General features: G+C 50.0%; 17 protein-coding genes. 9 read left to right on the top strand and 8 right to left on the bottom strand.

Features of this window, described 5'->3' with window-relative positions:
* Positions 1-12: 12 nt before the first annotated feature.
* Positions 13-837 carry a 1,4-dihydroxy-2-naphthoyl-CoA synthase gene (gene menB / locus L0Y31_RS16020; RefSeq protein ID WP_234734091.1) on the bottom strand — a complete coding sequence of 275 codons (825 nt, stop codon included), beginning with the start codon at positions 835-837 and terminating at the stop codon, positions 13-15.
* A gap of 4 nt (positions 838-841) precedes the next feature.
* Entirely contained in the window at positions 842-1,300 is a 459-nt protein-coding gene (locus L0Y31_RS16015; protein ID WP_234734090.1) for a DUF2452 domain-containing protein, read from the bottom strand.
* Positions 1,301-1,430: 130 nt separating this feature from the next.
* On the opposite strand from L0Y31_RS16015, the gene L0Y31_RS16010 reads away from it, so the two are divergent.
* Both L0Y31_RS16010 and L0Y31_RS16005 read left to right on the top strand, forming a co-directional pair.
* Entirely contained in the window at positions 1,431-2,549 is a 1,119-nt protein-coding gene (locus L0Y31_RS16010) for an AMP-binding protein (RefSeq protein ID WP_234734089.1), read from the top strand.
* A gap of 24 nt (positions 2,550-2,573) precedes the next feature.
* Entirely contained in the window at positions 2,574-3,356 is a 783-nt protein-coding gene (locus tag L0Y31_RS16005) for a hypothetical protein (RefSeq protein WP_234734088.1), read from the top strand.
* A 5-nt stretch (positions 3,357-3,361) separates the two neighbouring features.
* Here the strand turns inward: L0Y31_RS16005 and L0Y31_RS16000 are convergent, their stop codons facing one another.
* On the bottom strand, positions 3,362-3,838 hold the full coding sequence (locus L0Y31_RS16000; RefSeq protein ID WP_234734087.1) for a hypothetical protein: 477 nt from the start codon (positions 3,836-3,838) through the stop codon (positions 3,362-3,364).
* Positions 3,839-3,850: 12 nt separating this feature from the next.
* Entirely contained in the window at positions 3,851-4,951 is a 1,101-nt protein-coding gene (locus tag L0Y31_RS15995) for a helix-turn-helix transcriptional regulator (RefSeq protein WP_234734086.1), read from the bottom strand.
* Between the two features lie 126 nt (positions 4,952-5,077).
* Between L0Y31_RS15995 and L0Y31_RS15990 the strand changes: the two genes are divergently transcribed.
* Complete coding sequence (locus tag L0Y31_RS15990; protein WP_234734085.1) at positions 5,078-6,508, top strand: aldehyde dehydrogenase family protein; 1,431 nt, start codon at positions 5,078-5,080, stop codon at positions 6,506-6,508.
* 101 nt (positions 6,509-6,609) lie between these two features.
* Positions 6,610-9,504, top strand: coding sequence for a TolB-like translocation protein (locus L0Y31_RS15985; protein ID WP_234734084.1), 2,895 nt, complete (start codon positions 6,610-6,612; stop codon positions 9,502-9,504).
* 46 nt (positions 9,505-9,550) lie between these two features.
* Here L0Y31_RS15985 and L0Y31_RS15980 read toward each other — a convergent pair whose 3' ends face one another.
* The gene (locus L0Y31_RS15980; RefSeq protein WP_234734083.1) at positions 9,551-10,432 is read right to left on the bottom strand and encodes a bifunctional 5,10-methylenetetrahydrofolate dehydrogenase/5,10-methenyltetrahydrofolate cyclohydrolase; all 882 of its coding nucleotides are present in this window, start codon (positions 10,430-10,432) and stop codon (positions 9,551-9,553) included.
* Between the two features lie 206 nt (positions 10,433-10,638).
* Here L0Y31_RS15980 and L0Y31_RS15975 point away from each other — a divergent pair, with 206 nt between their 5' ends.
* The gene (locus L0Y31_RS15975) at positions 10,639-10,983 is read left to right on the top strand and encodes a LytTR family DNA-binding domain-containing protein (protein ID WP_234734082.1); all 345 of its coding nucleotides are present in this window, start codon (positions 10,639-10,641) and stop codon (positions 10,981-10,983) included.
* Here L0Y31_RS15975 and L0Y31_RS15970 read toward each other — a convergent pair.
* Positions 10,980-12,086, bottom strand: coding sequence for an ATP-binding protein (locus L0Y31_RS15970; RefSeq protein WP_234734081.1), 1,107 nt, complete (start codon positions 12,084-12,086; stop codon positions 10,980-10,982). The genes L0Y31_RS15975 and L0Y31_RS15970 overlap by 4 nt on opposite strands.
* 267 nt (positions 12,087-12,353) lie before the next feature.
* On the opposite strand from L0Y31_RS15970, the gene L0Y31_RS15965 reads away from it, so the two are divergent.
* The 3 genes from L0Y31_RS15965 (at position 12,354) to L0Y31_RS15955 (ending at position 13,922) form a co-directional block, all read left to right on the top strand.
* Complete coding sequence (locus tag L0Y31_RS15965) at positions 12,354-12,779, top strand: MarR family winged helix-turn-helix transcriptional regulator (protein WP_234734080.1); 426 nt, start codon at positions 12,354-12,356, stop codon at positions 12,777-12,779.
* 5 nt (positions 12,780-12,784) lie between these two features.
* The gene (locus tag L0Y31_RS15960) at positions 12,785-13,207 is read left to right on the top strand and encodes an organic hydroperoxide resistance protein (protein WP_305067602.1); all 423 of its coding nucleotides are present in this window, start codon (positions 12,785-12,787) and stop codon (positions 13,205-13,207) included.
* 82 nt (positions 13,208-13,289) lie between these two features.
* A complete protein-coding gene (locus L0Y31_RS15955) occupies positions 13,290-13,922 on the top strand; it encodes a nitroreductase family protein (protein ID WP_234734079.1) in 633 nt (210 codons plus the stop codon).
* Positions 13,923-14,121: 199 nt separating this feature from the next.
* Here the strand turns inward: L0Y31_RS15955 and L0Y31_RS15950 are convergent, their stop codons facing one another.
* On the bottom strand, positions 14,122-14,805 hold the full coding sequence (locus L0Y31_RS15950; protein ID WP_234734078.1) for an SIR2 family NAD-dependent protein deacylase: 684 nt from the start codon (positions 14,803-14,805) through the stop codon (positions 14,122-14,124).
* A gap of 89 nt (positions 14,806-14,894) precedes the next feature.
* Complete coding sequence (topA, locus tag L0Y31_RS15945) at positions 14,895-17,465, bottom strand: type I DNA topoisomerase (RefSeq protein ID WP_234734077.1); 2,571 nt, start codon at positions 17,463-17,465, stop codon at positions 14,895-14,897.
* A gap of 534 nt (positions 17,466-17,999) precedes the next feature.
* Between topA and L0Y31_RS15940 the strand changes: the two genes are divergently transcribed.
* Positions 18,000-20,267, top strand: coding sequence for an aconitate hydratase (locus L0Y31_RS15940; protein WP_234734076.1), 2,268 nt, complete (start codon positions 18,000-18,002; stop codon positions 20,265-20,267).
* Positions 20,268-20,344 lie beyond the last annotated feature (77 nt).

The raw sequence follows: 20,344 nt of genomic DNA, 5'->3' as shown, positions 1-20,344 counted from the left end.
TAAACCGACCAATTAAGGGAATTTTGGAAACTTGCTAAAATCGGGTTTGCGTTTTTCCAGAAAGGCATTTTTCCCTTCTTTGGCTTCTTCAGATAAGTAATAAAGCAGGGTGGCATCACCGGCAAGTTGCTGAATACCAGCCTGTCCATCTAGTTCTGCATTGAAGGCTGCTTTTAACATTCGCAGCGCAATCGGGCTTTTCTCCAGCATCTTCTGGCACCATTCGATGGTCGTATCTTCCAGTTGGTCAAGCGGCACGACTTTGTTAACCAAGCCCATATCCAGCGCTTCCTGGGCGTTGTATTGATCGCACAAAAACCAGATCTCGCGGGCTTTTTTCTGACCAACCACCCGGGCCAGATACGAAGCGCCAAAGCCGCCGTCGAAGCTGCCTACTTTCGGGCCAGTCTGACCAAAACGCGCATTTTCAGCGGCAATCGAGATGTCACAAATAACGTGCAGAACATGACCGCCCCCAATGGCCCAGCCAGCAACCATGGCTACCACCGGCTTCGGAATCCGCCGAATCTGCATTTGCAAATCCAGGACGTTTAAGCGCGGAACCTGGTCTTCACCGACGTAGCCACCGTGGCCCCGCACCGACTGGTCGCCGCCACTGCAAAAAGCCTCGCCACCTTCGCCCGTTAAAATCACAACGCCTACACGCTCATCCTGACGCGCCAGCTCCATGGCTTCGCTCATCTCTTTGACCGTCAGCGGTGTAAAAGCATTGTGTTTATGCGGACGGTTGATGCTGATCTTGGCAATTCCGTCGTAGTATTGAAATAAAATCTCGCGGTACTCCTTAATGGTTTCCCAAGGGTATTTACTTTGCATGGTTTTATTCTTCAGTAAAATCAGATTGGTGATAAGTAACGTCCCACGTATGATCAGCCAGCATCCTTACCGTCGCCACACAGCGGTGATACGGAAACGTGCGTCCCCATTCGAGTGGGCCGATCATGGATAAGACATCAGTGCCATTTTTCTTTTCGTATAGAAAATACGTATGGTTAATAATTGGTTCAAAATTCATCTGGGCCGAATAGATGCGCTCCGAAACTTCAACGCGGTTCCGAATTAGGCCGGCCTGTTCGGCCAGCAATTGCATCTGGCGGTGAAGCTGCGCTAATTGCAAATCCGTTTGCTCACGCATGGCGGTCACAGCCCGACCTTTAATCTTGCCTTTATCTTCCGGACGAATGATTGCGCTCCCTGCTGAATGTGCGTACTCAAGCAAACCCGGCCGGTCGGTCACTTTATCGGGAGAGATCGGATTTTCAAACGGTTCCTCTTCCATAATCTAAAAACGTCCCCGGTGGGGTTAGTGTTTATTATAACAAAAATCCATCCAAAAGTAGCTTTTAAACGCATTGGAAAGGATACCCAATCAAAATTAATAGCAGGATAAAACCTATTGGAAAAGCATTATGGCGGATCAAATAGAGCCTAATAGACTGATACTGGACTGCCAACAGCCAGCAAAATGGCCTCCGGCAAAAACAGAATATGAGCAACAGGCGTTAGCTTTTTGCCAGTCCTGGGTAGCGGGACAAGAGTCATTTGTGCTAAAAACTTCTGGATCCACCGGCACCCCAAAGCCTATCTCGCTAAATAGACAGCAGATGCGGGCGAGTGCACAGTTGACAGGACTCACCTTTGGATTGCAGGCCGGTGACGAGGCGTTGGTCTGTCTGAATGTTCAGTACATTGCCGGGATCATGATGCTGGTTCGGGGCATGGAACTTGGACTTCGGTTGACTGTGGTGGAACCCGTTGCCCAGCCATTGGAAGGGCTCCAGAACCCTGTTTTTGATTTTGCCGCTTTTGTCCCCCTTCAATTGCAAACCATATTGACTCAATCCCCGGAATCAAGGCCCATTCTGGACCGGATGAAAGCAATCCTGGTGGGTGGCGCTGCCGTGAGTCCCAGTTTGGCGGAGCAGCTACAAACGCTTAAAGTACCCGTTTACAGTACTTACGGAATGACCGAAACGGTATCGCACATTGCCATTCGGCGGGTCAATGGCCCCGAAGCCAGCGACGTTTTTTCAGTTTTGAATGGGGTGGAGGTAGGCGTAGACGAGCGATCTTGCCTGCATATAACCGCCGCCGCAACCAATTTTCAGCGCCAACAAACCAACGATGTTGTGGAGTTGCTGGAACAGAAAGAAGATCGTTTTACCGCTTTCCGTCTCATTGGCCGCGCTGATTCAATTATCAACAGCGGTGGCGTGAAAATACAGCCCGAACTGATTGAACGCGTTGTGGCTGACGCATTGACGCGCTCGGGTGATTCCCGTCGGTTGTTTATTGCGGGGCTACCGGATGAGCGGTTAGGACAGCGCGTGGTACTGGTTACAGAAGGCCCCCCGTTGGCCGAAGAAGCAATCCGTGTTATCCAGGAGCAAACCCGATCGGAGTTAGGCGCTTATTTTGTGCCTAAAGCAGTGCTGGCGGTTCCGGTTTTTGCTGAAACGCCCACCGGAAAAATAGATAAAAAAGAAATCCTGCGCATCCTATCGCAAAAGGAGCAGGAAGAGGCGTAACTTTGCAGTTTGCAATCTCAATTTATGGCAGGACATACGTTTAAATCGCTACAAATTCGTTACCAGACGGCGCAGGTATTGCCACCTCCTTTTGCGCATTTCTATACATTGACGCTGAATCCAGCGCCGGGAGAAGAGCTTTCTGCTGACTTTTCCATCACGTACACTGATCGGGAGGATCTGGATGAGGACGAAATCATTGCCGAAGGATTTACCGCTGACGATAACTTCAGTTGGGCAGGTAAATTGCCGTCAGTATGGCTGAAAACCGTGTCGAAGCTGGTCGATAAAACAGATCTTCAGACGTTTAGTGAAGAAGAGTTGGACGAAGATGAGCCTTATCTTCAATTAATTCTCAAAACCGATAAAGGCGAGAAAACCGGCGAACCAACGCATCTGGAAGAGTGGGCCTATCTGGCGCAGGAACTAATTCAGGCCATTTATGAAACATCGGGTAAAGAGCGGCCTTTCGAGCTCATTTGCGTTGATATTCGTCGGGAAGGAACTGCTGAACTGAATCTTGTGGCTTCATTTGCCCGCCGGGAAATAACGGTAAAAGTGGTTCAGGATGGTAAGAATCGGAGCCGGTCGTTGCCTTGGACGGATTTAACGCCGCTCATGGAGAAGGTTTACGCTGTTCAGTATTTATACGAGGAAGCAGTCCCCAAGCCTTCACGCCGGGAAGGACAATACCTGAATTTAGGCGAAGAGCAGTGGTTCGAGCTGGGTAAAGCAGTCGTACCTATCGACGATGACGATGCCGTGACTAAACTAAGCAAGGTTTTACGCCAACTGACGACGGCCTAGAATTGCTATTTCTGATTCAGCTTTTCCAGAATGAGGCGCAGGTATTGCTGGATCTTTTCCAGGTCCTGCTCCATCAGTAGCTGCTTTAACTGAACCACCGCCAGCGTTTCGTGCAGCGTTTCAAGCGTGATGTCAGTGGATGCTTCTTCAGACTCCGGGGCACGTTCGCCCAGACGGATGACATCGGTAGGTGGGGGTTGAATCAGCCGGGGACCTAGTGCCGGTTCTGTATCCAAATCCAGTTTGAGCGCATGAAGCGTCAGCACCACGCGGCGGGTGCTGTCCAGTGTACCCCGGTCGAGCAAAACCCGCTGAATGTCGTTTTGCCCGGAACGTGTCCGGAAAAAATCGTCCCGTTCGGCCAGGCGCTTCTTGATAGCGCGGGCACCGAGTGATTTTTTATAAGTACTGAATAAGCCACGCCAATAGGAAATATCGCCCTGGGGGTCGTAGTCGGGGGGTATTTCTTTTTCATCGATCATGGCTACCAAAGGTTATTTTTTGATTCGTTCGAGTTCAAAATGCAATTCATCGACCAAGCTTCGGAGTCGGTCGAGCGGGGGAGCTGGTTCGGGAAGTTGCTGACTAACAAAAGCTTTCACCTCCCACACTTCCTGAACATCCCGAATGGAAACTTCCCGGCTGGGAATAGCAGGTTGGTCGGCAGTGAGCAACAAGGTTCCTTTCGCCTTCACTTGATTAAACAGGCGGCGACAGATAATGCCCTGATGCTGAACGAGCAGGATGTACATTTTTCCGTCAATAATCTCATACCAGTTTCGGACAAATTGCCCAATCAGCAAAGCCCCCGGAAACGCAAATTCTTCCCCCGCCTCAAAAGCTCGGTAATGGCCAGTAGGCAACAAGGGTAACTGCAACGTTGGGAGCCGGTTCAGGAAGTCAACGTGTTGATAGCGTTGCAGGTATTCGCCAAACTGCGCATGCCGAACGAAGGGAATAGGGCTTTGCGAGAACGTTTCCTCGGGCATGGACCGCGCGTTATTTTGCCGCGAGCCTGTTGATTGGGAGCCTTCAAATGCATTGTTGAACGAAGGTGGAGCCGGCGGCGGGTAGGCTGCTGGCTGGTGCGTAAAACCAGAACCAGAAGTAACGGGGCGCGGTGTAACCCGTTGGGCCACCAGACGCACCGTTTCCGGTTCCCGGCTGGATGTACCGAACTCGGGGATCAAGTCCGGCCGTCGCGGGCTTTCTTTGGGAAGTTCATGTACCCGATTTGGTTCAGGAGCCTGATAATATTTATCCAGAACGGTAGAAAGCGGTTTGGGGCCCGAATCGGCCGTGTCGCGTAGGAGCGGAGAAGGGGTTGCGCCGTGGGAATCGGAGCCGCCCCGATCCAGCGGAAGGCTCAAGTCAGGCGTCTCCCGAATTTTCCGCAGATCGTTTTTTAGCAATAAATCAACTGTGGTATTAAAGGCACGAGCAATAGACATCAAATTGTCCAGATTCGGATTGGCGCGGGCTTCTTCATAGGCACCCAGCAACGAACGCTTGATGCCAATTCGACGGGCAAACTGCTCTTGAGTGAGGCCATTTAGCCGACGTAAGTATTTAATATTGTTGCTGACGAGACTCATGCAAAGGTGTTTTGTCAAAAATATTAGCAAAATGCCGTATTTCACAATATACGGGCTTTCCTTTTTACATACAGTACGCTAATTTTTGCATTTTTGACGTAAAATATTGACTAATGTATTGTTGCGATGGATAGCCTTTCCCAAGACAAGCTGACAAAATTTCATATTCAGGCTATTTTTAGCGCCCAACGCGACCAGGCTGCTTCGGTAGCTCAGACCACAGCGGCACAGCGGATCGAAAAGCTAAAGCAGTTACGGGCGTATATCCTCAATCATCTTGATGACATACAAAATGCATTGTACGCTGACTTCAAGAAACCGGCATCCGAAGTGCTGATCGGGGAAATCAGCGCCTTAACGGGCGAACTGAATCACACCATCAAACACCTGAAACAATGGATGAAGCCGCAACGGGTTCCAACCACCCTGAGCTTTGTGGGCACATCCAGTCAGATTTATTATGAGCCAAAAGGCGTGGTTCTGATTATCTCGCCCTGGAACTACCCGTTTGCGCTGGCCATTAAGCCCCTGATTTCGGCAATCGCTGCCGGAAACGTAGCCGTGATAAAACCGTCGGAGCTAACGCCGCATACCTCCGCCGAAATTCGAAAAATGCTCGAATTTTTGTTCCCGAAAGAAGAGGTGGCGGTGGTAGAAGGCGACGCAGAAGTGGCTCAGGTGCTGCTGGAGCTTCCGTTTAATCACATCTTTTTCACGGGTAGTACAGCTGTTGGAAAGCTGGTGATGGCGGCGGCGGCAAAACATCTGGCCTCCGTGACGCTGGAATTGGGTGGTAAATCGCCCTGCATCGTGGACCAGACCGCAGATGTGCGGGCAACAGCCCAGCGGGTAGCTTGGGGAAAGTGCATCAATAACGGCCAAACCTGCATTGCTCCTGATTATCTGCTGGTGCATCAGTCGGTAAAAGGACCCTTTATGGAGGCTTACCAACAAGCCATTCAGCAAATGTATAACCCCGATGGCAAAGGCATCGAGGCGTCGGAAAGCTACGCCCGAATTGTGAATCAGCGACACTACCAACGCCTTCGGGCTCTGCTGGACGATGCGCTTAGCAAAGGAGCGCGAATTACGCAGGGCGGAATGACCAACGAGGCCGATTGCTTTGTGGAACCCACGGTACTAGAAAATGTGAACGACTCCATGCAGCTCATGCAGGAAGAGATTTTTGGCCCGTTGTTGCCGGTAATTCCATACGAAACCAAGGAAGATGTGATTCAGCACATTAGCCAGCGGGGGAAGCCACTGGCGCTGTACATCCACAGCCGCCACGAGCCGACCATTCAGTATTTTCTGAAAAACACCACGGCAGGGGACACCGTAATCAATGAAGTGTTGATGCATTTTGCCAATCCGGAATTGCCGTTTGGAGGTGTTAACGGGAGCGGTATCGGAAAGTCAAATGGCTTTTTTGGATTCCAAGAATTCTCCAATGCCCGGGGCGTGATGCGTCGCCAGTTTGGGACGTTGAAATTCATTTATCCACCTTACACGGCCAAGGTAAAAAAATTGATTGGCTACATGACGAGGTATTTGTAAGCCAGTACATAAAAAGGATTATTTGTTAGGCAAAATGAATGTGTAGTCCTTAAAAAGGCTAAAAGTTTGTATACTGCACTTTTAAATTCTCATTGCTTCGTATGCGCCATTGGTTGACTGCCGCCTTGCTGGTCAGTGCTTTAAGTGTTCAAGCTCAGCTTTTGATGGAGTCGGAGCAAAATCCGACCCGTTTAAAATGGTATACGCTGCGGAGTCCGCATTTCAAATTGCTTTACCCCGAGGGCATGGATTCGACGGCTAACCAAACGATCAGCCGCCTCGAACACGTTTATGAGCCAGTTAGTAAATCGTTAGGTCGTCGCCCGCGCCGTTTGCCCGTACTGCTGCAAAACCAGACAACGGTCAGCAATGGATTTGTCACGCTCTTGCCCCGGCGAAGTGAGTTTTTTACCACGCCTCCCCAGGCTCCTTTTTTATCGGGTACTCTCAATTGGCTCGATCAGTTGGCTTTGCACGAATACCGCCACGTGGTTCAGTATGAAAAAGGCTTAACGGGGATTTCCGGAGTTCTGTATCACCTGTTTGGAAATGCAACGCTCGCCGGAATTTCGATTGGTATGCCCGACTGGTTTGCCGAAGGCGACGCCGTGGGCGCGGAAACCGTTTTGAGTCGAAGCGGGCGGGGGCGTATTCCAGAATTTGACATGGGTTTCCGGGCCAATTTGCTGGCTGGTCGGCGATTCAGTTACCCCAAAGCGGTGGCTGGATCGTACCGCGATAATGTGCCAAACCATTATGTATCGGGTTATTTTCTGACGACCAAGCTGAAGCGCGAACACGGAGCCGACGCCTGGAGCAAAATTCTGACCTATTACTATAACTTTCCCTTTTATCCGTTTTCTTTCTCAAACGCGGTGAAACGAACTACGGGCTACCGGGTCGAAACCTTATATCGCCGCACCATTGATGAACTGACGGAAGATTGGCAAAACCAGCAACGTGAATTAAAACTGACCGAAGCGACTCCCTACGCAACGGATCAAAACCGCAGCTTTACCAATTACCGCTACCCGCAATTTATTGACGGTAAAAAGATAATTGCCCTTAAATCTGGCTTGGGTGATATTGAGCAACTGGTATTGCTGTCGCCAGATGGTTCAGAGCAACGCCTTCATTTTCAGGGTTTGTTCAATAATCCAGATCAATTGTCGGCTGCCAATGGAAAAATCGTCTGGATTGAGTATACGCCCGATCTGCGCTGGGGGCAGCGCATTTTTTCCGACATCAAAAGGCTCGATGTGGCTACGGGAAAAGTAGACCGGCTTACCACCCGCCAACGGTACACCACCGTTTCCTTGTCGCCCGATGGCAGCAAGCTCATTGCTACTCGGAGCGAGGAAGATGGCCGGACACGGCTGGTCGTTCTGGACGCTACGTCCGGGCAGGAAATTCGGACGCTGAATAACACACTAAATGCATTTTATCAGCATCCCCGCTGGAAAGAAGATAACCGTACGATTGTCGTAGTTCGACTGGCAGCCAAGGGAAAAGCGCTGGAAGAAATCAATACCGAAACCAGTGAAAGACGGCTTTTAACGCCCGAGGGAAACGAAAACCTAAGCCATCCGCAGCCCTGGCGGGAGTGGGTATTTTATAACTCCCCGCGCTCGGGAATCGATAATATCTACGCCGTCAATACCCGCAATGGGGAACAGTTTCAGGTAACCTCCCGTCCATTGGGGGCGTTCCATGCGGCTGTTTCGTCGGACGGAACTAAGCTGGCTTTTCATGATTTTTCGGTCGATGGGCACCGGGTTGTTTCCATGCCGTTGGAGCCGAAGCAGTGGCGGCCAATTCGGGAAATACGTGACCAGTCGATTCGGTATTTTGGGCCTATTGTTAAGCAGGACGCCGGAATCGTCGATTTTGACACGGTAAATACCGGAACAGCGGTCACTAAGAAGCGCTACAATCGACTGGCCAATGTAGTCAATATTTACAGCTGGGGGCCTCTGGCCAATTCGGATGGGCAAACCTTGACGCTGGGCGTTCAATCGCTTGATTTGTTGGGGACTACCTCGCTGGCGGCGGCTTATGTGCGAAATGCTAACGAACGAACCAACGGCTTCCGGGCCGATTTGAGTTACCGGGCTCTGTATCCAATTATTGATGTTGGATTGGCGGTTGGTCAGCGTCGTACATCGGCCTACACCGACCGTCGCGAGCCGCTGGATTCGTTGCAAAGTGATCTGTGGAATTATACGCAGCTAACGGCTGGGCTGCGTTTACCGCTGCGCCTGACCCGCTCCCGTTTTCAGCAAAATGCGAGTTTGTCGGCCTATTACAATTACCAGGGTGTACGCGGCTATGAATTACCCGTTCGATTTTACAGCGAAGTGGGCGGAAGTGCGCTGCACTACATGAATTATGGAGCGAGCTATGATCTGCTGATGAAGCAAAGCAAGCGCGATGTAGCACCGCGCTGGGGCCTTGCTCTGAGTGGCTCTTTGCGCAACACGCCTTTTTCGCCGGGGCTTCGGGCGCAGAACTGGGCCGTGAACGGAAGCGTGTTTTTACCCGGCATCGGCAAGCATCACTCCCTGCGGTTCCGGGGAGGCTACCAGCAGCAATGGGGCCTGACCGACGCCAATCCGCAGCATCTTTACCGTTTTTCAGGAGCGGTATTTTATCCGCGTAGCGTTCCTTACGTGGCCTACGACCGACTGCAAACGGCCAGCGCTGAATACCGCCTCCCGCTTTTGAATCCGCATTGGGCCATTGGCCGCTGGATCTACATTCAACGCATTAAGGGGATGGTTTTTACGGATGTAGCCCGGGGAGAAAGCCGCTTACCGCTTCAGAATGGCCAGTTTCGGAACGTACTAAATAACGAGCAGGTCGTAGGCGCGGACGTATCGTTTGTGTTCAATCCGCTGCGTTTGCGGACCAATTTGGAAGCGGGGGTCCGCACGATCTACAACGTAAAGACGGCTCGCTGGAACGTGGATTTGCTGGTCGTTGATATTGGATTTTGAGTGAAGAACGAAGGGTTTGAAGCGATTCATTCTTCACTCAAACCACTTAGCTATAGATCTCTCCCTGCGCCGCTTTGATGGTATTCTGCATCAACGAACAGATCGTCATCAGGCCAACACCACCCGGAACGGGGGTAATGAAGCTGGTTTTGGGAGCCACCTCGTCAAACTTAACGTCGCCTTTCAGGGCAAAACCGCTTTTTTTCGTCGGATCGGGAACCGTCTCCAAACCCACGTCAATCACAACGGCCCCTTCTTTAACCATGTCGGCGGTGATGAATTCGGGTTTTCCCAAGGCTGCGACCAGAATGTCGGCAGTACGTGTGATTTCGGCCAGATTTTGGGTGCGGCTGTGGGTCAGGGTTACGGTGCAATTGCCGGGATACGTATTGCGTTGCATCAAAATGCTCATGGGTAAACCCACGATCTGGCTGCGGCCAACAACTACGCAATGCTTTCCGGCGGTTTCAATCTCGTAGCGCTTGAGCATTTCCAGAATACCCTGTGGCGTTGCCGAAACGTAGGCGGGCAGCCCTTTCGCCATGCGCCCAATGTTAATGGGGTGAAAACCATCCACGTCCTTGGCCGGATGAATCGTTTCCATTACTTTATCCGCCGAAATATGCGCCGGTAGCGGAAGCTGAACAATAAGTCCGTCCATGTCAGGATTGTTGTTTACTTCTTCTACTTTGGCCAGCAGCTCAGCCTCGGACACTGTGTCGTCGAAACGAATCAGCGTGGACTTCATGCCAATTTCTTCGCAATTCTTCATTTTGCTGGAAACATAGGTTTCGCTACGTCCCAGATTACCCACCAGAATAGCGACAAGGTGTGGTATTTTACCGCCTCGCTCGCGGATTTGGGCCACTTCCGTGGCAATTTCCTGCTTGATCTGCTTCGAAAGGAATTTACCGTCTAAAAGCTGCATGATATATTGAATGCCTTGTTTTTCAGTGATTTAAAAATACTCGTTGCCTGTTTTTCGAAAACGAGCACAAATATTGATAAAAAATGGGTCATTCAGGTATTCTAATCGCATTTTAACGAGCTTTGGCAATCTACCTCAATTCAATCATCGTAAATGTTGAGGTAAACAATAAAGTCTCCTGATAATGGAAATCGTGGAGCAAGTCGATGGGAAGAATTGAAGGAGTTTTATTAGTTCCAGAAGCCCTTACACATTTAATTGGCGCCAGTAATTACACCTGGGTTTACTTTTGGAACAACGAAAAGCGGATTGTGGCCCGGAATCTAGGGGCATTTGAAAAGAGCCTGCCTTTATTCATTCGAACCCATAAAACGGTATTGGTAAATCCAGCCTACATTGTCAAGGTGTGCCCACCCGGGGGCAGTAAAAAACCCGGTTCCATTATTCTGAAAAATGGGACCGAACTACCGGTTAGCAGACGACGCTGGGCTGTTCTGGCGGAGCAATTTTCAAACCTGGCTAATTCTGCGGATTCATCGTTGGTTATCTAATGGAGTTCGTACTGAACAGAATGGGCTTCCCAAATGGCAGGAGCTTCCAGCCGGGAAATCATTCGCTGGTGCGCCGCCCGAGGAACCACATATTCCCGATTGCGATTCTGATGGAGCAAGCGTTGATACGGTACTTCCAGGTAAATCAGCCGGATTCGGGCGCCGTAAGGGACAAATAAATCAATGAGTTGCTGCCGGGTCAGCCGCGTGAGGTTGGTGGCATTCCAGACAAAAGAGATTTGTTTGCGTAGCAGGGATTTTGCCTCTTCTTTGGCAAGATAGACTACATAGCTGTTGCCTTCCTGGTCGGTTGGGTCAATGTTAAGTTTACGGCGATAGCCATCCAGACTAATCATGTGCCAATCGGCCAGGTGACGATTAATGTATGTGTCCTTGCCTGCTCCGGGCAAACCCGACATCAAAATCACTTCGCAAACGGAATCGTCGGCTGGCTCGTAATTCGGGTCGGTGGTGTCTGTGTGAAAAAACCAGAAACGGCTTAATCCAGACGAAAAAGTACGGGGAACGCCCCAGCATTGATTTTCACGGCAACAAGCCTCGAAGAGGTCAATTCGGCGCAGTAGCTCGGTTTGATTGGCACTAATTCGGCCCCGCGCGTTGGCACGGGCCAGCATCGCCAGCCATTCCGTATTGACTTCCAGGCTTACCTGTAACAAGGTTTTCAAGAAGTCCTGTTTGTCAAAAATCCAGAACGGCACGTCGTGGTAGCGCACCAGGTTGGCAATTTGCTCCCGGATGGCAAACGGGGTAGGGCGATTGCGATAAAGAAGCTGCCGGACGGTTGTTTCGCCGCGTCGCGCATGGCCTCGCGAGGTGATCGAGCCATCGGCTTCAATCAGGGTCGTTGAACGCTTTTCGACATCGTGCAACAGAGCAGCTGTCCAGAGAATTTCCTGGTCTTCGGCCGCCAGATGCTGATATTCCAGAGCGTTTGTCAGCTCTTTCAGGACCAGTTGCGTATGCGTAGCCACATCGCCTTCAGCGTGGTGACGGGCGTCCTGCGGAACTCCGTGCATGTCGCGGATTTCAGGATACTGATTCGCTAACGCCTCCCATTCTTTGTGTTTTGAAAATGTCCACATCTATAACCTATGCGCTTCCTGTACGGGATAAATGGTTTAAACGTTCTTAAGCCCGACAACTACAGGGTTGTTAACCAACAAATCGAGTCTTAGTTCATTCCTGAGAATAATAGCACTAGAAGTCGGGTCCTGGTTTTCTGTGAACGGAACGGCTAATCTCTTGAAATAGTTGATCTACCTTTTACGTAACTAAAAAAACAGCGGCTGCAATGAACTTTATTGTTATTTATATTGTGTACAATATAGTTGTGTAAAATTAAATAGAAGATGTCTGAACTGCTGAAACTAGAGAACCAGGTTTGCTTCCCGGTGTATTCATTAGCCAAAGAGATCGTGAACCACTACCGACCTTTGCTTGAAGAAATGGATGTGACCTATCCGCAATATCTGGTAATGCTAGTACTCTGGGAACATCAGGAGCAGACCGTTTCCCAGATAGGCGAAAAAGTCAGTCTGGACAGCGGAACACTAACGCCGCTCCTAAAGCGTCTGGAACAGAAAGGCTTGGTAAGTAGAGTAAGAAGCTCGGAAGACGAACGAGTTGTTCAGATAAAATTAACGGAACAGGGAAAAGCTTTGCAGGAAAAAGCAGCTTTAGTTCCCGAACAATTGGCCAACAGCATGAAGGCTTCAGTTGCGGAGCTGATACAACTTAAGAAATTAATAGACCAGATATTAGCCAACATCAAATAAAGACCATGAAAACATTGTATGCCATTGAAGCCACGGCCACCGGAGGAAGAAACGGGCGCGTAAAAAGCGAAAACGGAGTTATTGATCTGGAAGTAAGACACCCTAAAGCGCTGGGTGGTGCCAATGACAATTACGCAAATCCTGAGATGCTCTTTGCGGCGGGTTATTCGGCTTGCTTCGACAGTGCGCTGAGCCGCGTGATCAAACTAGCAAAGGTGAATGCAGGAGAAACCACTGTAACGGCAAAAGTAGGAATAGGACAACTCGATAATGGCGGGTTTGGTCTGGAAGTGGCCCTGCATGCCAACATTCCCGGGGTTTCGCTGGAAGAAGCACAAGCGTTGGTTGAGAAAGCGCATGAAGTATGCCCGTATTCCAATGCTACTCGGGGAAACATAGACGTTACGCTAACCGTATCGAATAATTAACTAAGACAAATGACGTAGACGGCAGCCACTGGGCTTCCCGCCTTGGCAGTCGTCCTGTTTGTCTCTATTACCAATTAAAAAAATGTCATTAATTAAAGATTTAAACTGGAGGCATGCCGTAAAAGCGTATGACTCCACTAAAAAAGTAAGTCAGGAAAACATCGATAAAGTTATCGAATCAGCGAGACTGGCCCCGACTTCTTCAGGACTTCAGCCGTTCCGGCTTATTGTGGTGGAAGACCAGGCAATTAAAGAAAAATTGGCTGCCGGAGCTTTGAATCCCGATTGCATGCGTGACTGCTCGCATGTTCTCATTTTTGCGGCTTGGGACCGCTATACGGAGGAGCGCATCGATGAGGTGTACGATTATACAACGGAAGAAAGGGGTTTGCCGAAAGGCCGGTTCAACTCATACACCAGCCAGCTGAAATCCATCTACATGAATCAGGCTGCCGAAGAGAATTTCGCCCATACTGCCAGACAGACCTATATTGCTTTAGGTTTGGCTTTGGCTCAGGCCGCGGAACTGCGCGTGGATACGACTCCCGTAGAAGGGTTCGATAACGCCTTGGTAGACGAGGTGCTGGAACTGCGTAAACACAACTTGAAAAGCGTTTCGCTGATCTACGTTGGGTATGCCAATCCAGAAAAAGATTGGGTGGCTCCCATGAAAAAAGTACGGATTCCCAAAGAAGAATTTGTTCTGGAATTTTAAGTTAATCAATACAAAAATCCCCCTAGTTAGAAAGAGCATTCCTAACTAGGGGGATTTTAGCGTTTTTTATCGGAGTTACAGTACACAAAAGCACTGACTACGGCATCTACTCAACGTGCTCTGGAGTTAACGGTGTGGCTCTGTCGAAGGAGTCCTTTTTTATCTGTTGGTAGGTAGCTTTTCCTTGCATTTAACCAACTCAGGAAATCAGTTGCTCCACTAATCGCGTGAGCCCTGTCGTGGCGGGTTCGGGAATGAAAGTAATATTTTTCCGGCTTATTCCCTCAGGTATATTTGGATCTACCAGATAAATGGGAACACTGGTGGGTACATAATGAATCAGGCCAGCGGCGGGATAAACGGCCAGGGAGGTGCCAACGACAATGAAAATATCCGCCTCTTCAGAAATCTCCATCGCGGGTTCGATCATGGGCACCATTTCGCCAAACCAAACAATGTGGGGGCGGAGCTGAGAGCCTTTTTCGCACAGATCGCCGCGCTTGAGTTCCCAGCCATCCATCTCGTACACCAATGTTTCATCCACCGTACTCCGGGATTTGAACAATTCGCCGTGTAGATGAAGCACGTTGGATGAGCCCGCTTTTTCGTGCAGGTTATCGACGTTTTGCGTAATGATGGTTACGTCGTATTTTTCTTCCAGCTTGACCAAGGCGTAGTGACCCGCGTTGGGTTCGACGCTGAGCGCCTGCTTCCGCCGCTGGTTGTAAAATTCCAGCACCAGATCAGGATTACGCTGCCAGGCTTCGGGTGTGGCCACATCTTCAATGCGGTATTCTTCCCAAAGCCCATTGGAGTCCCGAAAGGTCCGTATTCCACTTTCTGCGCTAATGCCCGCGCCCGAAAGAACAACAATCTTTTTCATGGCCGAAAAGGTACAAAAATAAAGGATTGACCAAACGAAAAAGCCACGTCGAGTTAACTTGACGTGGCTTTTATTGATTTACGGAACGATTACTTTTTCTTGGCGGGAGCCTTTTTGGCTGCGCTGCTTGCCCGTTTGGCGGGAGCTTTCGCGGCCTTGGCTTTTTCCGGTTTTTCGCCGGAAGCTTTGTCTGCCGTTGCCGTATCGCCCCCTAACTTCAAACAATCTTCCAGCGTCAGGGAAGCCGGATCGGTATCTTTCGGAATTTTTACGTTCCGTTTACCAATGGCAATATAAGGCCCATACATACCCTTCATGACTTTCACGCTGGGGTTTTCCGGGAACTCCTTGATGTATTTATTGGCTTCGGTTTCGCGTTTCTGGAGAATCAGTTCAATCGCCCTGTCCAGGGTCAAATTATTTAGAAATTCACCCTTAGGTAAGGAAATGTATTTGTCCTCAAACTTAATGTATGGCCCGAAACGTCCCTTGCCCGTAGCCACCAATTTACCTTCAAACTCGCCTAAGGCTTCACTCGATGCCTCAGCGCGTTTCTGCTGAATAAGCTCCGTGGCCCGCTCAGCGGAAATGGTATATGGATCGTCCTCTTTGGTCAGGGAAACATATTTGTCATCGTGCTTGACGTATGGCCCGAACTTGCCAATGCCAATGGTCATGGGTTTGTCTTCGAAAAAGCCTACTTCGCGCGGCAAGGCAAACAATTCCAGCGCATCTTCCAGCGAAACCGACTCAATTAGCTGGTCTTTCCGCAGGTTGGCAAACTGGGGTTTTTCCTCGTCGTTGGCATCGCCGATCTGCACGTAAGCGCCGTAGCGACCCATGCGGGCGGAGACAGGTTTGCCTGTTTTAGGATCAATGCCCAATTCGCGCACGCCAGCGGCCTGTTTCAGAGAGACAGTTGTACCGGCAACATCCGTTACTTTGGCATGAAAGCCGCCGTAAAAATTGCCGATCATGTCTTGCCAGCTCAGTTTGCCACCCGCAATCTCGTCAAAATCCTTCTCGACCGTTGCCGTGAATTTGTAATCCACTACGTCCGTGAAAAACTCAACCAGAAAATCGTTGACCACAATTCCCATGTTGGTAGGGAAGAGCTTGGATTTTTCTGAACCGAATGTTTCTTTGCCAACGGTCTCCGAAATCTGCTTGGCCTTAAGAATGAGTTCGTTATAACTTCTTTCCTGACCAGCTTTATCCTGCTTGACAACGTATTCCCGCTTGATAATGGTAGAAATTGTCGGTGCATAGGTAGATGGCCGACCAATTCCCATTTCTTCGAGTTTCTTCACCAGACTGGCTTCAGTATAACGCGGAGCCGGGCGGGTAAACTTCTCGGTGGCTTTTAGGTTGTCCAGATTAAGCGACTGGCCGATGTTAAGCGGGGGCAACATGCTCTTGCTTTCTTCGTCTTCATCGTCGGTCGATTCCATGTATACCTTCAGGAACCCGTCGAATCGGATCACTTCACCCTGCGCAATGAGTTCTTCAGGGGTAGTCGAAATCGCGATAGTAGCCGTAGTGCGTTCCAGTTGCGCATCCGCCATTTGGGAAGCAATGGCCCGTTTCCAGATCAGTTCATAAAGCCGCTGCTCATTCCGATCACCGCTGGCCTTACGGGTCGAGAAATCGGTTGGACGAATGGCTTCGTGGGCTTCCTGTGCCGAGTCTGATTTCGTTTTGTATTGGCGGGTATGGATATATTTTTCGCCAAACTCGCTCTGAATCTCCGCTTTTGCCTTGTCGATGGCTTCCTGCGAAAGACTCGTTGAGTCCGTACGCATGTACGAAATCTTACCGGCTTCGTACAGTTTTTGCGCCAGGGTCATGGTTTGCGAAACCGAAAACGACAGTTTCCGCGACGCTTCCTGCTGAAGCGTAGAGGTTGTAAACGGCGGAGCTGGTGACTTCTTAGCCGGTTTCGTTTCGAGGTTGCGGATCGTGAAGATGGCTTCGCGACACTTTTCGAGAAAAGCGCGCGCTTCATCTTTGGTGGCAAAGTTTTTCGGCAATTCAGCCTGCAAGACCTTACCACCGTCGACGATAAACTGCGCCGCAATTTTATAGCTTGATTTGGTTTTGAACGAGTCAACGTCCCGCTCGCGCTCCACAATTAGCCGTACCGCCACCGATTGCACGCGTCCCGCTGACAGGGCGTGGCTTCCGGCTTTGATTTTACGCCATAAAACGGGAGAAAGCTCAAAACCAACGAGCCGGTCTAGGATGCGGCGGGCCTGTTGGGCATTCACCAGATCAATATCAATTTTCCGGGGCGATTGGATAGCGTTCTGGATGGCGGTTTTTGTAATTTCCCGAAAAACAATCCGTTTGGTATCGTCCCGTAAGCCTAGTGCTTCTTTCAAGTGCCAGGAAATGGCTTCTCCTTCGCGGTCGTCATCCGTGGCGAGCCAAATTTCTTCCGACTCTTTCGCTATCTTTTTTAATTCGCTAATAACCTGACGTTTTTCCGGCGAAATTTCATACACAGGACGAAAGCCATTTTTTACATCGATGGCCATATCATCCTTGGGCAAATCGCGGACGTGACCGAAGCTCGACTTAACGGTAAAATCTTTACCCAGGTAGCCTTCTATGGTTTTCGCCTTCGCTGGCGACTCCACGATTACCAGGTTTTTAGGCATAATGAGTTAGGTTGGTGTAATAAATTTATAGAGCTGAACCCCGCAGTTGGGCCAATGCCTACCGGGCGCCACACGCCAAATATAGACGCAAAAGACGCAACTTATGCAAAAAGTTTAATGTAACGGCTGGGTAATGCTCGGTAAGTATGATGGCACGGGATGTTTTTAAGTAACAGTTTATGGGGGGCTAACGTTCGCTTTTTTTGCCCGAAAATGGCGATTATCCGCTAAAATACAAAGAAACCTAGTTGACTCACGCTGACCGATGTAAGTGGCTGGCAGAGTCACTTGATTGGGCGAACAAAGTTGCCGGAATTGGTTATTCAGCGATAATACGAATGATTACTCTAAATCGATTCCAAATAAGGAAGATAAAATTTTGCGGGTTTTAATTTCGCCCGAAAAACATCTATTTTTGGCACGCCAATCGAAAGATTCGTTTGAACGAAACTCATTCTTCGATTGCCAGTGTTGTCTTTGTAGAAGCGATTTGTTTCTAACTCTATTATTACCGAAATATTTTCCAGACTGTCTATGGCTTTTGATTTAAACATGATTCAGCGCGTCTACGCCAACCTTGGCGAGCGCGTCGAAGCAGCCCGGCAGGTGGTGGGCCACCCACTGACGCTGTCGGAGAAAATTCTATATGCTCACCTGCACGAAGGCGTAGCGACCAAGGCCTATACCCGCGGTAAAGATTACGTGGATTTCGCCCCGGACCGTGTTGCGATGCAGGATGCTACGGCGCAAATGGCGTTGTTGCAGTTTATGCAGGCTGGCAAGCCACAGGTAGCTGTTCCGTCAACCGTTCACTGCGATCACCTGATCCAGGCAGAAGTGGGTGCGGCGCAGGATTTGGCAAATGCCAACAATAAAAACAAAGAGGTTTACGACTTCTTGTCGTCGATCTCCGATAAATACGGAATTGGTTTCTGGAAACCCGGTGCTGGTATCATCCACCAGGTGGTTCTGGAAAACTACGCTTTCCCCGGCGGAATGATGATTGGTACCGACTCACACACGCCTAACGCGGGTGGTCTGGGTATGATTGCCATTGGCGTTGGTGGAGCAGATGCCTGCGACGTGATGGCCGGTTTGTCCTGGGAGCTGAAAATGCCGAAACTGATCGGTGTGAAGCTGACCGGCAAACTGTCTGGCTGGGCATCGGCAAAAGACGTTATTCTGCGTGTAGCGGGTATCCTGACCGTAAAAGGGGGAACCGGCTGTATCGTTGAATACTTCGGAGAAGGGGCAGAAAGCCTGTCGGCAACGGGTAAAGCAACCATTGGTAATATGGGTGCTGAAATCGGAGCGACCACGTCGGTTTTCGCCTACGATGAGAAAATGGCTGATTACCTGAAAAGCACCGAGCGGGCTGATATCGCCACTGCAGCCGATGCCGTTAAGCAACACCTGCGCTCGGATGACGAAGTATACGCCGATCCGGCAAAATACTACGACCAACTGATCGAGATCAACCTGTCGGAACTAGAGCCGCATATCAACGGTCCTTATACGCCGGATTTGGCTTGGCCGCTCTCTAAATTTGCGCAGGCCGTTAAAGAAAATGGCTGGCCCGAAAAACTGGATGTTGGTCTGATCGGTTCTTGTACGAACTCTTCGTACGAAGACATTACTCGGGCGGCGTCGGTGGCTGAACAGGCGATCAACAAAAACCTGAAAACCCAATCGGAATATACAGTAACACCTGGTTCTGAGCTGGTTCGCTATACAACCGAACGCGACGGCCTGCTGGATACGTTCGAGAAAATCGGTGGCGTTGTATTGGCTAACGCCTGTGGTCCTTGTATCGGACAGTGGGCTCGTCACATCGACGATCCGAATCGCCAGAACTCAATCATCACCTCGTTCAACCGGAACTTCGCGAAACGGAACGACGGTCTGGCTTCGACGCACGCCTTTGTGGCTTCGCCAGAAATCGTGACGGCTTTGGCCATCGCGGGTAGCCTGACGTTCAACCCAATGACGGATACGCTCAAAAATGAGTCGGGCGAGGACGTAAAACTGGAAGAGCCTAAAGGAATCGAATTGCCAATCAAAGGATTTGCGGTAGAAGACGCAGGTTATCAGGCTCCGGCCGAAGATGGTAGCAGCGTTAACGTACTGGTTAGTCCAACGTCGGATCGCTTGCAATTGCTGGAACCGTTTGCTGCCTGGGAAGGCACAGATCTAACGGGTCTGAAGCTGTTGATCAAAGCAAAAGGAAAGTGTACGACCGACCACATTTCGATGGCGGGACCGTGGTTGAAATACCGGGGTCACCTCGACAACATTTCGAATAACATGTTGATTGGAGCGGTTAACTTCTATAACGAAAAAACCAATACCGTAAAGAACCAATTGACGGGCGAACTCGGCGAAGTTCCTGCTACACAGCGGGCTTACAAAGCGGCGGGTATTGGTTCGATTGTGGTTGGGGATGAAAACTACGGTGAAGGTTCTTCGCGTGAACACGCGGCCATGGAGCCACGCTTCCTGGGTGTTCGTGCCATTCTGGTGAAATCTTTCGCCCGGATTCACGAAACAAACCTGAAAAAGCAAGGAATGCTGGCCCTGACATTCGCTGATACGGATGATTACAATGATATTCGTGAAGACGATAGCATTGATATCCTTGGCTTGACAGAGTTTGCTCCTGGTAAGCCTCTGACGATCCGGTTAAACCACGCTGATGGCACAAGCGAAGAGTTCCTGGCGAATCATACGTATAATGAAACGCAGATCGAGTGGTTTAAAGCTGGTTCGGCCCTGAACCTGATCAAACTGCGCGAAAACGCTTAATAAGACCGTTAAGGTTTATTAATGATAAAATCCCTGATTGTGAGCTACGAAGCTGGCAGTCAGGGATTTTTATTTTG

Origin of the sequence: Tellurirhabdus bombi (assembly GCF_021484805.1) — a bacterium.
GTDB classification, from domain to species: Bacteria; Bacteroidota; Bacteroidia; order Cytophagales; family Spirosomataceae; genus Tellurirhabdus; species Tellurirhabdus bombi.
This window is presented reverse-complemented; position numbering and strand designations above follow the sequence as displayed.

Coding starts and splice junctions, on each gene's coding strand:
- menB (WP_234734091.1), bottom strand. CDS start 837: ATGCAAAGTAAATACCCTTGGGAAACCATTAAGGAGTACCGCGAGATT.
- L0Y31_RS16015 (WP_234734090.1), bottom strand. CDS start 1,300: ATGGAAGAGGAACCGTTTGAAAATCCGATCTCTCCCGATAAAGTGACC.
- L0Y31_RS16010 (WP_234734089.1), top strand. CDS start 1,431: ATGGCGGATCAAATAGAGCCTAATAGACTGATACTGGACTGCCAACAG.
- L0Y31_RS16005 (WP_234734088.1), top strand. CDS start 2,574: ATGGCAGGACATACGTTTAAATCGCTACAAATTCGTTACCAGACGGCG.
- L0Y31_RS16000 (WP_234734087.1), bottom strand. CDS start 3,838: ATGATCGATGAAAAAGAAATACCCCCCGACTACGACCCCCAGGGCGAT.
- L0Y31_RS15995 (WP_234734086.1), bottom strand. CDS start 4,951: ATGAGTCTCGTCAGCAACAATATTAAATACTTACGTCGGCTAAATGGC.
- L0Y31_RS15990 (WP_234734085.1), top strand. CDS start 5,078: ATGGATAGCCTTTCCCAAGACAAGCTGACAAAATTTCATATTCAGGCT.
- L0Y31_RS15985 (WP_234734084.1), top strand. CDS start 6,610: ATGCGCCATTGGTTGACTGCCGCCTTGCTGGTCAGTGCTTTAAGTGTT.
- L0Y31_RS15980 (WP_234734083.1), bottom strand. CDS start 10,432: ATGCAGCTTTTAGACGGTAAATTCCTTTCGAAGCAGATCAAGCAGGAA.
- L0Y31_RS15975 (WP_234734082.1), top strand. CDS start 10,639: ATGGGAAGAATTGAAGGAGTTTTATTAGTTCCAGAAGCCCTTACACAT.
- L0Y31_RS15970 (WP_234734081.1), bottom strand. CDS start 12,086: ATGTGGACATTTTCAAAACACAAAGAATGGGAGGCGTTAGCGAATCAG.
- L0Y31_RS15965 (WP_234734080.1), top strand. CDS start 12,354: ATGTCTGAACTGCTGAAACTAGAGAACCAGGTTTGCTTCCCGGTGTAT.
- L0Y31_RS15960 (WP_305067602.1), top strand. CDS start 12,785: ATGAAAACATTGTATGCCATTGAAGCCACGGCCACCGGAGGAAGAAAC.
- L0Y31_RS15955 (WP_234734079.1), top strand. CDS start 13,290: ATGTCATTAATTAAAGATTTAAACTGGAGGCATGCCGTAAAAGCGTAT.
- L0Y31_RS15950 (WP_234734078.1), bottom strand. CDS start 14,805: ATGAAAAAGATTGTTGTTCTTTCGGGCGCGGGCATTAGCGCAGAAAGT.
- topA (WP_234734077.1), bottom strand. CDS start 17,465: ATGCCTAAAAACCTGGTAATCGTGGAGTCGCCAGCGAAGGCGAAAACC.
- L0Y31_RS15940 (WP_234734076.1), top strand. CDS start 18,000: ATGGCTTTTGATTTAAACATGATTCAGCGCGTCTACGCCAACCTTGGC.